At 35.7% G+C, this 14619-nt stretch carries 12 protein-coding genes; 11 read left to right on the top strand and 1 reads right to left on the bottom strand.

Going from position 1 to position 14619, the window contains the following annotated elements; all coding sequences use genetic code 11:
• Positions 1-25 precede the first annotated feature (25 nt).
• Both BUB80_RS11750 and BUB80_RS11745 read left to right on the top strand, forming a co-directional pair.
• On the top strand, positions 26-991 hold the full coding sequence (locus BUB80_RS11750; protein ID WP_073293116.1) for a T9SS-dependent choice-of-anchor J family protein: 966 nt from the start codon (positions 26-28) through the stop codon (positions 989-991).
• A gap of 74 nt (positions 992-1065) precedes the next feature.
• Positions 1066-2352 carry a DUF6080 domain-containing protein gene (locus BUB80_RS11745; RefSeq protein ID WP_139262663.1) on the top strand — a complete coding sequence of 429 codons (1287 nt, stop codon included), beginning with the start codon at positions 1066-1068 and terminating at the stop codon, positions 2350-2352.
• 52 nt (positions 2353-2404) lie between these two features.
• Here the strand turns inward: BUB80_RS11745 and BUB80_RS11740 are convergent, their stop codons facing one another.
• Positions 2405-2944, bottom strand: coding sequence for a sporulation protein (locus BUB80_RS11740; RefSeq protein WP_073293115.1), 540 nt, complete (start codon positions 2942-2944; stop codon positions 2405-2407).
• 182 nt (positions 2945-3126) lie between these two features.
• Between BUB80_RS11740 and BUB80_RS11735 the strand changes: the two genes are divergently transcribed.
• From BUB80_RS11735 to BUB80_RS11695, 9 genes are all read left to right on the top strand, one after another.
• Positions 3127-4488 carry a c-type cytochrome gene (locus BUB80_RS11735; RefSeq protein WP_073293114.1) on the top strand — a complete coding sequence of 454 codons (1362 nt, stop codon included), beginning with the start codon at positions 3127-3129 and terminating at the stop codon, positions 4486-4488.
• A gap of 22 nt (positions 4489-4510) precedes the next feature.
• Entirely contained in the window at positions 4511-7558 is a 3048-nt protein-coding gene (locus BUB80_RS11730; protein WP_073293113.1) for a TAT-variant-translocated molybdopterin oxidoreductase, read from the top strand.
• A 25-nt stretch (positions 7559-7583) separates the two neighbouring features.
• Positions 7584-8981 (top strand): NrfD/PsrC family molybdoenzyme membrane anchor subunit, encoded by a 1398-nt coding sequence (nrfD, locus tag BUB80_RS11725; protein ID WP_054512320.1) that lies wholly within the window; start codon positions 7584-7586, stop codon positions 8979-8981.
• On the top strand, positions 8968-9489 hold the full coding sequence (locus tag BUB80_RS11720; RefSeq protein ID WP_054512321.1) for a DUF3341 domain-containing protein: 522 nt from the start codon (positions 8968-8970) through the stop codon (positions 9487-9489). The genes nrfD and BUB80_RS11720 overlap by 14 nt, the downstream gene beginning before the upstream one ends.
• A gap of 1 nt (position 9490) precedes the next feature.
• Complete coding sequence (locus BUB80_RS11715; RefSeq protein WP_073293112.1) at positions 9491-10183, top strand: c-type cytochrome; 693 nt, start codon at positions 9491-9493, stop codon at positions 10181-10183.
• A gap of 8 nt (positions 10184-10191) precedes the next feature.
• The gene (locus BUB80_RS11710) at positions 10192-11523 is read left to right on the top strand and encodes a quinol:cytochrome C oxidoreductase (RefSeq protein ID WP_073293111.1); all 1332 of its coding nucleotides are present in this window, start codon (positions 10192-10194) and stop codon (positions 11521-11523) included.
• A 139-nt stretch (positions 11524-11662) separates the two neighbouring features.
• Complete coding sequence (locus tag BUB80_RS11705) at positions 11663-12679, top strand: hypothetical protein (RefSeq protein ID WP_073293110.1); 1017 nt, start codon at positions 11663-11665, stop codon at positions 12677-12679.
• A gap of 50 nt (positions 12680-12729) precedes the next feature.
• Positions 12730-13926: an NTF2-like N-terminal transpeptidase gene (locus BUB80_RS11700; protein WP_073293109.1), complete on the top strand. Its 1197-nt coding sequence runs from the start codon at positions 12730-12732 to the stop codon at positions 13924-13926.
• On the top strand, positions 13927-14463 hold the full coding sequence (locus tag BUB80_RS11695; protein WP_073293108.1) for an adenine phosphoribosyltransferase: 537 nt from the start codon (positions 13927-13929) through the stop codon (positions 14461-14463).
• The last annotated feature ends 156 nt before the right edge of the window (positions 14464-14619 follow it).

The raw sequence follows: 14619 nt of genomic DNA, 5'->3' as shown, positions 1-14619 counted from the left end.
ATTTTTACATAAAATAAAAAATATTATGAAAAAAATTCTACTATCTTTAAGTTTACTAGTTACCGGAGCGGTTACTCAAGCTCAAACAACACTACTAGATGAAGGCTTTGAGTCTTATACGAATTTTGCGATTACAGGTTTTGGAAATTGGCAAACATTAGACCTAGATGGTTTAACCACATATACAGGGGGGGGACCTGTCATTAATGATGTAACAACATGGAGCCCTACTTGGAATAACAGAAATGGTATAATGGCATTCCAAATATTTAACCTTTCGGCAAGTAACGCAACAAATAACCTTACCGTAACTCCTGGTGTAGATGAAGAAGTAAGAAATTTTACAGCTCATGGAGGTCAAAAATCTGCTGTATCTTGGGCAGCTGTACCGTCTACTACTGGAGGAGCAACCGCTAATAACGATTGGCTTATCACTCCTGTTGTTACTTTGGGTACAAGTGCAAACATTTTGACTTTCTGGGTAAAAGCTTTATCACCAAATTTTGCAGAAAGCTATAAAGTAGGAGTTTATACAGGAAGTGGAACTCCCACTTCAGCGGCTAATTTTACTATTGTTTCAACACCATCAACATCAACAGCTCCTTATGCGGCGTGGCAACAAGTTACGATCAACCTAGATGCTTATGCTGGACAAACTATAAGAGTAGGATTCCAATACATGTCTTCAGATAAATATATGTTTATGCTTGACGATGTAAAAATCACTGCTACAGGTGTACTTGCTACAAATGAAACATCAAAAGCAAACGCAAAAGCAACAAACATCTATCCTAACCCAACAAAAGGAGAAATCAATATCAAAACTGATAAAAAAATTAAATCTTCAACAGTGTTAGACTTCTCAGGAAAATCAGTATTGAGATCAACATCTGATAAAGTAGATATTTCTTCTCTTCCAAAAGGAGCATATCTAGTACAAGTTGAATTCGCAGATGGAACAGCAACTACAGAAAAAGTAATCAAAGAATAATTACTTTCTACATAATCTTTTAAAGCTCACCAATTTTGGTGAGCTTTTTATTTTTACTTTTGTAAAAAATTTTGATGGTGTTTATTGCTACTATTAAATCTAAATTCAACAGCTTTTTCAAGCTCATTCTTCCCTACTCATATTCGGAGCTTGGAGTATTCACATTCTTCATCATTACTTACGGAATTTTAGGCTGGTATATCGCCTTAGATTATCGGATTATTTTTGATGAGAGAATTCCGTGGGACGCCTATTTTAGTTTTGACAACCGTTCTATTGTCATGACAGGAGGAAGCTTTGAAAGACATCCACTCTCCTATTATTTTTTTAATTGGATCAGAGAAATCGCTTTGTATCTTTCTGATGGAAAAACAAATGCAGTTTTCAGATTAGCATTAGCTTGGATGAGTACTTTAATGGTTAGCTTAAGCATGGTTCAAATCTTTAAATACCTTAAGAACATTATCAACCTTCCCTTGTTTATCACCTTTTTAATTATCATATTTTTCGGAACATTTTCAACCCCTATCATTCTTTCTTTTACCCCTGAAAATTTCACATACACTCTGTTTCTATTGACTTTATTCAATCATTACGCAGCAATAAAAACCAAAAAAGAAGAAAAAATCCCTACCATACCTCTTATATTAGCAGGTGTTTCTATTGGAGGACTTACGATAACAAATATTGTAAAAGTTTTTGTTCCGATAGCATTTGAAAAAGATATTTTTAGGAATTGGAAGAAATTCGGAAATGCCGCTTTAAGAGTTACCTTAACCCTCATTTGTTTTATCCTGTTATATTTAAATAGAATTAATTTCAAATATGAAAACATATTTTCAAAGACAAACAGTCAGTATGAAAAGTTCTCTAATGTAAAATCTACCCCGATTTGGGACATGATTCTCTCCTACTTTTTTGGAGGAAATATATTATTCCCAAGCTTTATTATTCGTAATAAAAACAACATGAAAGGCTTCGATTTCAAAGCCTTACTTATGGATACTTATACTTCTTGGCTCCCTTATGTATTTATTCTAATCCTTTTAATATTGGTTTTTTGGAGTTATATAAAAAATTTCAAAAACAAATTCGTCCAAATACTTATGATCTCATTCTTTATCGATATCATCATACATTGTATTATGAAATTTGGACTTCATACCGCCTATATATACGGTGGACACTTTGTTTTTGTATATCCTTTATTATTGGGATGGCTATTTTATTCTTATAAATCGTTTCCTAAAATCTTATCATTTTTAACAGTTACTGTAAGTATTTTATTTGTGTATTTATTACTCAACAACTACGTAAGAATGACAGAATTTTTCTGGTTTTTAAATCAATACTACCAATAAAAAAAGCTGAGAAAATTCTCAGCTTTAGTTTTCTTTATATTTCTACAAAATATTATTTTGCCTCTGCGCAGAAAATTCTGTATTGAACAGGAGTTGCCGATTTAAAATACTCTCTTACTTTAGATAAATCTGAAGCTGCACTTTGTTTTGTAAAATAACTTCCTGCCAAAATTTTATAATTCGGTCTCAAAGAAGCATCCGTTTCAACCTTCAAATTTGGAAATCGTTTTCTGAAATAAGATTTCACCTCATTCGCCTCTTCATTACTCTTTACCGTCGTAATTTGAAGCTTATATCCTAAAATTCGTGGGTTTTTTCTACAAATTTCAGCATTAGTAAGCTCCCTATTGGGAACATATATTTTTGCAGGCCTAGTATAAGAACCCTCATCATCAGTAACTTTAGATGAATTATTGGTTGCTACTTTGGAACATTTATCTTCTAAATTCCCCAAAGCATCACTCACTTTAGGATCCATAGAGATCACTAGCTCTGTTCCAGACAAAGTATCTTTCTTCACAATCTGCTGTGCATCAATATTATAAAACCCAAATAATGATAGTACTAAAAATATTTTGATTAAATTTTTCATTTAAACTTGTTTCCGCAAATTTATACAAATTAAAAAATTATGCCAAACGAAGTTATTTAGAATTAATACAAATTAACCACAAATGACATTTTCCCCTCTTGTTATGCCGTTAAATTCCTGTTAAAAATATTATTTTTGCGGGATTGATTGGTTCAATATTTTACTAACATAAGATAATTTAAATGATTAGTTGGAGAAAGCATTATAAACAAACGTTGATCGCAATAGGCTTATTGCTATCGACCAGTGCTTCAATTTACGGGCAAGACGGCGATCCTAAAAACGGTGAGAAACTTTTCAAAGCGAATTGTACTGCATGTCACGCACTGGACAAACAAGTAATAGGGCCTCCGTTGAAAGGGGTTGTAGAACGTGTAAAGACAGAGGGTGGTGTAGACAAAGATTGGCTTCACAAGTGGATCAAGGACAACAAAGCTCTGAGAGCATCTGGCGATAAATACGCCAATGAGATTTTTGAAAAATTTAACAAGACTGAAATGTTGCAGTTTCCGAATCTTACAGATAAGGATATTGATGACATCTTAGCTTTTACCACTAATCCTCCGGCTCCAGAACCGGAACCAGCTGCTACAACAGCTACTGGTACAGATGCAGCAGCAGCGGCTCCTGCAAACAATACTACAACAAGTGTTGTTATTATTTCACTTCTTGCTATTGCAGCATTATTGGTTTGGATCTTAATTAAACTAAGACAATTAGTTAAATTAGGTCAATCTGAAGACTTAGCTGGACTTAACGAAACTAGAGTTCGTTCTTTCAGTGAAATCTATGAGAAATACCACTACATCGGTAAAGGAGCATTAGCAATTCTAGCTATTTTGGCTACTTATGGAATTTGGAACTGGGTCATGTGGATCGGGGTTTACAAAGGATATAAGCCAGAACAGCCTATCTACTTCTCTCACAAAATCCACGCTGGAGAACAGAAAATTGACTGTCAGTTATGTCACTCTAGTGCTAAATACGGTAAGGTATCTGAAATTCCTTCTATGAACGTTTGTATGAACTGTCACAGAACAATTTCTGAATACAATGCTAAACATTACATGGAGCCTGGAAAAGACAAAGCATTCTATGACGGAGAAATCCAGAAGATTTATGCTGCGACAGGTTGGGATTCTGAAAAGCAACAGTATACAGGTAAAACTCAACCGGTAGAATGGACAAGAATTCACAACATGCCAGATTTCGTGTACTTCAACCACTCTCAACACGTAGTAGCAGGTGAGCAGGCAATCATTAATTCTTTCAACAAGAAAAATCCAGATAACAAAATTGATGTTGTTTGTAAAGCTTGTCACGGAAAAATTGATACAATGAATGTTGTTCAAATGGCTAATGACTTCACAATGGGATGGTGTATTGAATGTCACAGAACTACAGAAGTTGATATGAACAACGGTTATAATAAAGAATACTTCAAGAATCTACACGACAAGCTTAAGAAGCAATACCCTCAAACAGAAGGTAAGATTACTGTAGATGCAATTGGAGGTCTTGAGTGTGGTAAATGTCATTATTAATAACTAAAAATTAGAAGTATAAATGGCTTCAAACAAAATACAATTTAGAAGTATTCATGAACTTAAAGACCCAGCTTTAAATAATAAGCTGGCTCAGAAAGAGTTTCAGGAAGAAATTCCGGTAGAAGATTTCCTTGGAGATGCTGAACAAAACGGATCAAGTACTTCAAGAAGAGATTTCTTAAAGTTACTAGGATTCTCTACAGCGGCGGTAACGCTTGCTGCTTGTGAAGCTCCGGTAATTAAAACGATTCCTTACGTGGTAAAACCTCATGATATTATTCCTGGGGTTCCAAATTACTACGCTTCAACATATTTTGATGGATTCGATTTCGCTAGTGTTTTAGTAAAGACTCGTGAAGGTAGACCTATCAAGATTGATCCTAACCCGGCTGCTGGTGATTTAGGTAAAACTAACGCTAGAGCTCAGGCAGCTGTACTTTCTCTTTATGATAATGATAAAGTAAAGCAACCTAAGCTAGATGGTAAAGACGAAACTTTCGATAAAGTAGATGATTTCGTTCTTAAAGGATTAGAAGAGGCTAAAGCAGCAGGAAAGAAAATCGTTCTTTTATCTCAGTCTTTTGCTTCACCTACTTTCAAAAAGTTATTCGCTGATTTTAAAGCAAAATATCCTACAGCTGAATTGGTAACTTTTGATGCTTTCCCTTACTCTGCAGGATTAGATGCTGCTCAGGAAGTATTCGGACAAAGAGCATTACCTGTTTACGATCTTAAAGGTTCTGAATTAGTAGTTTCTTTCCAGGCAGATTTCTTAGGAGATTACAACGCTGGAAGTTTGGAAACTTCTTTTGCTGAGGCAAGAAAACCGGGAGCAAGCATGTTGAGACACATCCAAGTGGAATCAAACATGTCTTTAACTGGTGCTAATGCTGACTCAAGATATAGATTAAAGCCAAGTGCTGTAAACAAAACGTTAGTTGAAGTTTACAATGCAATCGTAGGAGGAGGCGCTGCTTCTGATAAGATTGCTGTTGAGATCGTTAAAGAATTACAAGCTAAAGGCAACAAAGCTGTTGTATTGGCTGACGGTTCTAAAGGAGCTCAGGTTCTTGCACACTTAATCAACCAAAAATTAGGATCAGTAGCTTTCACTGGTAAAGCGAACTTCTTAAGAGAATTTGACCAAGCAAAATATAACGAATTCTTAGGATGGGTAAATGCAGGACAAGTTGGAGTATTAATTACAAACAACGTAGATCCTATCTACTCTCATCCAAAAGGAGAAGATTTCAAAAAATCTTTATCTAAAGTTGCTTGTGTAGTTGCTGTTGCAGATAAGAAAAATGAAATGTACAAAGCAGCGAAAGCTGTAATTCCTGTAGCTAACTGGCTAGAATCTTGGGGTGATATGGAGCCTCAGACTGGAGTTTATACATTAATGCAGCCTACGATCCAAAAGATCTATAAATCAAGACAGATTGAAGAATCTCTATTGGTTTGGAAAAATGGAAAAAACAATGCTGCTAATAACTATTACGATTATTTAAAAGCAAGTTCTGCTTCAATCTTAGGAGCAACTTCTTTCAATAAAGCTTTATATAACGGTATCGTTCCTTCTAATAATGCAACAATGTTGTCTTATGCAGGTGGAAATGGTGCTCAAGCTGTTGCAGAATTAGGAAACTTCAAAGCTTCCGATCTAGAATTAGTATTATATACTACGACTGCAATGGGAGATGGTACTCAGGCAAACAACCCTTGGTTGCAGGAATTACCAGATCCAATCACTAGAATGTCTTGGGATAACTACTTGACAATTTCTCCTAAAGATGCAGAAAGATTAGGTATTGAAAACGATCTTAATGCTAGAATGCAGTTGGATGGTTCAATCGTAAACCTTACTGTAAACGGAGTAACAATAAAAGACGTTCCTGTATTCATTCAGCCAGGACAAGCAGACGGATCAGTTGGTCTTGCGCTTGGATATGGTAAGAAAAACTCAGGAGCTACTGCTGATACAGGTGTAAACGCTTATCCTTTATTTGATGGTTCTAACTTGGCTATTTCAAATGCTAAGATTGAAAAAACAGGTGAAGATCATGAGTTTGCTGGTATCCAGCTTCAAAATACACTAATGGGACGTTATGAGATCGCTAAAGAAGTTCCTTTAGCTGAATATATTAACGTAGCATTTGATGACGAACACAAAGGATGGAACAAGCCTTTGGAGTACCACACTATTAGCGGTGCACTTCCAGCAGGTAAAATTGACCTTTGGGATGCATTCGATGATACAGATGGTCCTCACTTCAACTTGTCTGTTGACTTGAACTCTTGTACTGGTTGTGGAGCATGTATTATTGCTTGTCAGGCAGAAAACAACGTTCCTGTTGTAGGTAAAGAAGAGATCAGAATGTCTAGAGATATGTATTGGTTAAGAATTGACCGTTACTACTCTGCTAAAGAAAAGATCGAAACTAAAGAAGGTATTGACAGAGGACTTAACGTTCCTAACTTATACAACATCTTAATCGAGCCAAACGAAAGTCCTGATGTGATTTTCCAGCCGGTAATGTGTCAGCACTGTAACCACGCTCCATGTGAAACTGTATGTCCGGTAGCGGCTACTTCTCACAGTAAGCAAGGTCAAAACCACATGGCTTACAACAGATGTATTGGTACTAGATATTGTGCAAACAACTGTCCGTACAAAGTAAGACGTTTCAACTGGTTTACATATAACTTGAATGATAAATTCGACTTTAATCAAAATAACGATTTAGGAAGAATGGTTCTTAACCCGGATGTTGTTGTAAGAACAAGAGGGGTTATGGAGAAATGTTCAATGTGTATCCAAAAGACTCAGGCAACTATTCTTACAGCTAAGAAAGAAGGAAGAAAAGTTACAGACCATGAATTCCAGGACTCTGTTGCGTGTGCATCAGCTTGTTCTACAGGATCTATGAAGTTTGGAGACATGAATGACAAAGAATCTGAAATTAGAAAACTATATTCTAGTAACAGAAGATATTATTTACTAGAAGAGATCGGAACCAAGCCAAACGTGTTCTATCACACTAAAGTAAGAAACAGAGTAGAAAAATAAAGTTTAAATAATAAATAGGTAAAAAATGTCAGGACATTACGAAGCTCCGATAAGGGAACCTCTAATTATTGGTCACAAAACTTATCACGATATTACGGAAGATATCGCACGACCTATCGAAGAAAGAGCAGGAAAATTATGGTGGGTATCACTATATGCAGCCTTAGTTCTTTTCATCTACGGATTCGGCTGTATCGCTTATACTATCGGAACAGGTATTGGAGCATGGGGGCTTAACAGAACTATTAACTGGGGTTGGGATATTACCAACTTCGTATGGTGGGTAGGTATCGGTCACGCCGGAACACTTATCTCCGCAGTATTATTATTATTTAGACAGCGTTGGAGAATGTCTGTAAACCGTTCAGCTGAGGCGATGACTATCTTCGCGGTTGTTCAGGCGGCAATCTTCCCTGTTATCCACATGGGTAGAGTTTGGGTAGGATACTGGGTTTTCCCTTTACCTAACCAGTTTGGTTCTCTTTGGGGGAACTTCAACTCTCCTCTACTTTGGGACGTATTTGCGATCTCTACGTATTTCTCAGTATCAACCGTATTCTGGTTCATGGGATTAATCCCTGACTTTGCGATGATCAGAGATAGAGCAAAAACTCCTTGGACAAAGAAAATTTATACATTCCTAGCATTCGGTTGGGGTGGTAAAGCAAAACACTGGCAGAGATTCGAAGAACTATCTTTGGTTCTTGCAGGTTTAGCAACTCCACTTGTATTCTCAGTACACACTACTGTATCTTTTGACTTCGCAACTTCGGTTATTAAAGGATGGCACTCTACGATCTATCCTCCTTACTTCGTTGCTGGAGCAATCTTCTCAGGATTTGCAATGGTACAAACACTATTGTTGATTGCTAGAAAAGTTTGTCACCTAGAAGACTATATTACAATGTATCATATCGAAATTATGAACATCGTAATCATATTAACAGGTGGTATGGTAACTGTAGCTTACGGAACAGAATATTTTATCGGATGGTATTCAGGATCAAGATTTGAAGACTTTACTTATCTTTCTCCAGGTGCAGCAACTGGTCCTTACTGGTGGGCTTTCTGGGCATTGATTACTTGTAACTTAATTATCCCTGCATTATTCTGGTTCAAGAGAGTAAGAACAAATATTATTGCAACATTTATTATTGCATTAATCATTAACATCGGTATGTGGTTCGAACGTTTTGATATTATTGTTATCAACCTTTCTAGAGACTACTTACCTGGATCTTGGACAATGTTTAAGCCAACGATTATTGATGTAGGTGTATACTTAGGAACAATCGGATTCTTCTCTGTATTATTCTTATTATACGCAAGAACATTCCCTGTAATTGCACAGGCAGAATTAAAATCGATTTTGAAAATCTCAGGTGAAACTTATAAAGCAAAAGAAGGAGATGAGCACCACTAAAATTGTATACGGACTTTATGCTGATGACGACGATCTAATGAACGGCGTTAAGGCATTCAACGATAAAGGAATTGCGATAAACGAAGTTTATACTCCATTCCCGGTTCACGGACTAGATAAAGCTTTAGGGTTGAAGAAAACAAGAATTTCTGATGCTGCATTTATCTACGCTCTTTACGGACTTTCTATTGGTGCAACAGTTACTTGGTACGTAATGAACCATGACTGGCCTCAAAATATTGGTGGTAAACCTGCTTTTGACTGGGCACACAACATGCCTGCATTCGTAGTACCAATGTTTGAGCTTATGGTTTTCTGTGCTGCTCACATGATGTCATTAACTTTCTTAGTAAGAAACAAAATGTATCCTGGAGCTCCTGCACAAAACCCGGATCCTAGAACTACAGATGATAAATTCCTTATGGAATTTGTAACTGAAGATGTAGAATCTGTAAAGCAGTTGCTTATTGAGACTGGAGTTGAAGAAATAACTGTTAAAGACGCTTAAAATGAAAAAGAATGTATTAAAAATTACAGCAATTTTAGGTTTAACTACAGTTTTACTTAATTCTTGCGGACCGAAAGAAAACGCACCGTTGGTTTATTTCCCGGATATGTACTTTCCTGTAGCTTATGATCCATTGATGAAAGCTCAAGATGCGTATTCAGATCATGAGAATGAAATTCCAGCGTTTGTTAAAAATAGTTTTGCAACAGGTCTTGCTCCTGTAGAAGGATCAGTGGCTCAAAATAGTGACGGTGTTTTTGAAGAAGGTTTACTTCCAAAAAACGCAGATCAATATAACGCAGGATATGATGCATCTAAAAAGCTAAATGCTTCTCCTTTAAATCCGGCAAATGCTGCTAAGGATATTGAAAGAGGAAAAATACTTTTTGATCATACTTGTGCTGCATGTCACGGAACAGGAGGTGATGGACAAGGACCAATTGTACAAAGCGGTGCTTTCTCTGGTGTACCAAACTATGCTGATAGAGAAATTACTGTAGGATCTGTTCATTATGTATTAACAAACGGTAGAAATGCAATGGGTTCTTATGCAGGACAACTAAACGCTGGAGACAGATGGAGAGTTGCAATGTATGTGATGAGCGCCTTCAAAAAAGGAGCAGCGGCACCCGCAGCGGCTACAGCTACACCAGCTGCAGCTACAACAGAAACTACTACCGCAACTAAAAAATAAGAAAAGAAATGTATAGTTTTTCACCAAAATTAAAATCAACTTCTATAATACTTCTTGTTGTAGGTTTAGTTCTATTTGGTATTGGTTTTTTCTTGAATAAAGGAATTAGCACAGAAAGAATAGAACAAATGATGGAAGCTGTTCATGCTTCTGGTCATACTGCTCCTACACATTCAAGTGAAATGATCGGTCCTCAGGATCACGCTTCTCACTTGGAACATGCGGAATTACAGATTCACAATCAGCCTTTAGCATCAATACACTTTGTAGCTGTATTTTTCTTTGGAGTGAGCTGCGCGGTATTATTTTTCTATTGTATTCAGCATGCTGCACACGCAGGATGGCCAATTATTATCACAAGAGTAATGGAAGCTATTGCTTCTTACATCCCTTACGGTGGTGCAATCTTGGTAATAATCATGATATTGAATATTTTACACCAAGGTCACCTATTCCACTGGATGGATCCAGATTTAACAGATCCAGACTCTGCACATTTTGATGTGATCTTATACGAAAAGAAAAGATTCTTAAATATTCCTTTCTATGCAATCAGAACATTGATCTACGTTATCGGAGCATCATTCTTCGCATGGAAATTGAAAGCACAGTCTAAAAAAGTAGATGAAACAAAATCTTTAGTAGAGTATCAATTCCTTTACAGATGGGCAGTAGGATATATCGCATTCTTCGGGTTTGCTTCTGCAGCTTGGGCTTGGGACTGGTTGATGTCTATTGACCCTCACTGGTATTCTACAATGTACATCTGGTATTCAATGGTTAGCTGCCTGTCAAGTGGTATTGCTGTTATCATTTTATTAAGTGTTTATCTTAAGAAAAATGGTTTCTTACCACAGTTCAATGACAATCACTTGCATGATTTAGGAGTATTCCTTTTCGCTACAAGTATGCTTTGGACGTACACATGGTTCGCACAGTTTATGCTTTATTGGTATGCAAACGTACCGGAAGAGGTTAACTACTTCTTTGGAAGATTCCAACACTATGGTGTTACTTTCTTACCAATGTTGATCATCAACTTCTTATTACCACTATTGGTATTAGTAAGTAGCAGCATTAAGAGAAACTACAAAGTAGTTACAGTAATGGCTATCGTTGTTATTTTAGGTCACTTGTTAGATTACTTCAACATGGTAATGCCGGGAACGGTAGGACCTTACTGGAACACTCCAGAAGTATTCTTATTGATCTTAGGAGCTGTTTTATTCGTAGTTGGATTGTTTATTTTTACGGTAATGTCTGCATTAGCTAAGCTTAAATTGATTCCTACAGGTAACCCATTCTTACATGAATCTGAAATTTATGAGTATCCTTTCTAAGGACTTGTAACAAAATAAAACTTTAAAAGACTGATTATTAATTAATCAGTCTTTTTTTATGGAATGAATTCACCATTTCAGGCAGCTATTTCAAAATTGTTTAGACTTTAGACTGATTATACAACTCTAAAAAATCATTATGAAAAAAAGTTATCTGTTTTACATACTATTCGTTTTTGCATTTCAATGTATCAATGCTCAATCCATCACTTTCATTTCAGGAAAAACTAATAAGCCACTTCCCAAAGTTTCTGTTTTTGGAAAAGACGGAAGCATCCTTGCTTATTCTGATATTGATGGAAAGATTGATAAAAAGACAATAGACCCAGCTCAGGAAAAATTTCAAATTATATATGATAATTTTTCGGTGGCCACACTCTCCTATTCAGATTTTTCTCAAGATGTCATAAAGATCAATGACAGAGTAAAAGATATTGAAGCCGTAGTTATTAAAAATAATAAGCCTGCAAAATATATTTTTGTGAAAGGAAATTTTAATTCTTACGTAACCGTCAACAACAAACTGAATTGTTATACCGATGGAATTGTCACTTACATTTTTGATAATAAAACCAAGAAACTTAAAAGTACCAATGTTGAACAATTCAGAGTCTACAAACTTGAAGATGCAAAGTTTGAAAAAAGGCAAACGGCAAATTGGGATTATGATTCAAACTTAGAAGTTCCGGATATGAAAGAAATAGGAAATATTCTAGAATATAAAAGTAAAAGATCTACCATCAAAGAATTGAAAGGTGAGCAGAAAGATCAACTTGAAATTACAGGGGAAGCGTTACAGAAAAAAGAATTCGCCTTGTTCGGATATCGATTCTTTGATATCAAAAGTATTTTAAATCTTTCTTATGAAAAAGGAAGCCAAAAGACATTGCGTGATTTATTAGAATTTAATGAAATCAATTTTTTAAAGCTTAAACATAAAAGCGAACCTCAATACAATCAATTAATTCTTTATACCAATTTTTACCCTACAGAATTAAACTTCAGCAATGAGAATGATATTGAAAAAGTGAAATTCAGTACAAAATACAGTAATTATCAAACAAAATTCTGGGAAAGCCCATCTTTTCCGAATATGCAGAGCGTTTTCAGCTCATTCTTTAAAGATGATTTAAAAGAACAACAAAATAAAAAATAAAAAATGCCTATTCCTAAAGGTTTTATTAAATTTGTAGCAAACAATCAAAAATGAAAAAGTTTTCTTTTCTACTAGTTTTCAGTCTATTGCTTTTTACAGCATGTAAAAAAGATCATGTAGATGCTACCAGTACAAGAACTTTACAGTCTAGTATCAATGATATGACTTCTAGTCTTCCAACCATTAAACAGATAAAATTTAATGAGGCTCTTTATATTCTTAAAACATTTGGAGTAGAAGCTGAAGGCGATGTAAATGAATTGAAAGCTCTTGGCCAGCTTATTAACGGGAAAAAAGTTCCTGAAATTTTAGCATTGGCAGATCAGGTTGCACAGAAAAACGGTATCGAATGGGCAAGTACTGCCCCACCTTCATTAGGAGAAATGAATATCTTCGGAGATGATAAAGCAAAAGAAAGTGATCCTAATGATGTTAAGGCAAATTCATTAAGCATCATCACAAGACCTTCAGCAGATGACGGAAATGGTTCAACGGCTATTCAGATCATTCCAAGGTTGGTAGATAATGCAGGAAATCCTGTTTCATTTACAGGTGCCGGTTTAGAAGCTACCTTAGAGGTATTCAGTAATGGAGTAAAACTTTCTACAGCCAAAAACCTGATGCAGGATAATAATTTCAAAGGATTTAACTTGAAATTCTCATCACTTCTTGCTTCAAAAGTAGTTGATAATAAAATTGACATCACCGTTTCTGTGAAAACAACTGCAAAAACATTTAAAATGTCTAAAATTGGATTAGACGTAAATCCATCCGCATTAAAAGTTCCTGCGCCACCAAAAGTGGATTCTACTGCGGTAACTACAGATCCTGCGGTTATTGATCCTAATAATCCATCAGCAACAGTTCCAACGGCTCCAACAGATCCTGCAGCAGCAACTACAGCTCCTGTAACTCCAAAACAGCCCGTTGCAGATCCTAAAAATACCGTAACTAAGTTTTTAAATAACGTAAGTTCACAAAACCTTAAAGCGGCATTTGAAGCATCAAATAATCCAAACTGGGGAAGCTATGAGTCTTTCTCTAACCCAACTTCAGGATTTGGATCAGTAAAAAATGTAAGTGTTAAGAACATTACATCCAACGCGGCAAACCCGAATAATGCAAGCGTAAACGCAACATATGATGTTACTGATAAAAGTGGAAAAACAACTTCTTTAAAAGTAACTTTCGGACTTAAAAATGTAAACGGAGACTGGAAAATTTCCAGCTATAAAATAAACCCATAAATGGCTTCAAAAGAACTCATCAAAAAACTAGAAGATACCATAGAGAATATTGCTGATTTTCCGATTCCCGGGATTCAGTTTAAAGATATCTCTCCTATCTTCTTAGACCCAAAACTTTACGAAGATGTTATTAAAGATCTGGTAGCTTTCAGTAAAGGAAAAGTAGATGCAGTCTGCGGAATTGAAAGCCGAGGCTATTTATTCGGAATTGCGATTGCAGTGGCATTAGAAGTTCCGTTTATTTTGATCAGAAAAGCAGGAAAACTTCCTCCACCCATTATTTCAGAAAAATATGACCTGGAATATGGAAGTGCAGTGATTGAAACCCGCGAAGGACAGATAAAAAAAGGACAAAGAGTTTTAATTCATGACGATCTATTGGCAACAGGCGGAACTACAGAAGCTGCGGCAAAATTAGTAGAAAAGCAAGGTGCAATCGTTAGTCAGTTCAGTTTCCTTATTGGTCTTACGGGATTAAATGGTGATGAAAAATTAAAAAAATTCAACTCCGATATCTATCATATTTTAGAATATTAAAAATTATAAATAAAAGATGCTTTGCAATCATACTGCATCTTTTTCAATGTAAACACCGGCAAATTTTGGGTGTTTAAATGATTTATCTAAAGCTTTACTATAGTTTTATTAATAATACCCTTAAAGTATTTTGTAAATCATTCAGAAACAATTAAA

The organism is Chryseobacterium polytrichastri (assembly GCF_900142445.1).
In the GTDB taxonomy this organism is placed as follows: domain Bacteria; phylum Bacteroidota; class Bacteroidia; order Flavobacteriales; family Weeksellaceae; genus Chryseobacterium; species Chryseobacterium polytrichastri.
This window is presented reverse-complemented; position numbering and strand designations above follow the sequence as displayed.

Coding starts and splice junctions, on each gene's coding strand:
- BUB80_RS11750 (WP_073293116.1), top strand. CDS start 26: ATGAAAAAAATTCTACTATCTTTAAGTTTACTAGTTACCGGAGCGGTT.
- BUB80_RS11745 (WP_139262663.1), top strand. CDS start 1,066: ATGGTGTTTATTGCTACTATTAAATCTAAATTCAACAGCTTTTTCAAG.
- BUB80_RS11740 (WP_073293115.1), bottom strand. CDS start 2,944: ATGAAAAATTTAATCAAAATATTTTTAGTACTATCATTATTTGGGTTT.
- BUB80_RS11735 (WP_073293114.1), top strand. CDS start 3,127: ATGATTAGTTGGAGAAAGCATTATAAACAAACGTTGATCGCAATAGGC.
- BUB80_RS11730 (WP_073293113.1), top strand. CDS start 4,511: ATGGCTTCAAACAAAATACAATTTAGAAGTATTCATGAACTTAAAGAC.
- nrfD (WP_054512320.1), top strand. CDS start 7,584: ATGTCAGGACATTACGAAGCTCCGATAAGGGAACCTCTAATTATTGGT.
- BUB80_RS11720 (WP_054512321.1), top strand. CDS start 8,968: ATGAGCACCACTAAAATTGTATACGGACTTTATGCTGATGACGACGAT.
- BUB80_RS11715 (WP_073293112.1), top strand. CDS start 9,491: ATGAAAAAGAATGTATTAAAAATTACAGCAATTTTAGGTTTAACTACA.
- BUB80_RS11710 (WP_073293111.1), top strand. CDS start 10,192: ATGTATAGTTTTTCACCAAAATTAAAATCAACTTCTATAATACTTCTT.
- BUB80_RS11705 (WP_073293110.1), top strand. CDS start 11,663: ATGAAAAAAAGTTATCTGTTTTACATACTATTCGTTTTTGCATTTCAA.
- BUB80_RS11700 (WP_073293109.1), top strand. CDS start 12,730: ATGAAAAAGTTTTCTTTTCTACTAGTTTTCAGTCTATTGCTTTTTACA.
- BUB80_RS11695 (WP_073293108.1), top strand. CDS start 13,927: ATGGCTTCAAAAGAACTCATCAAAAAACTAGAAGATACCATAGAGAAT.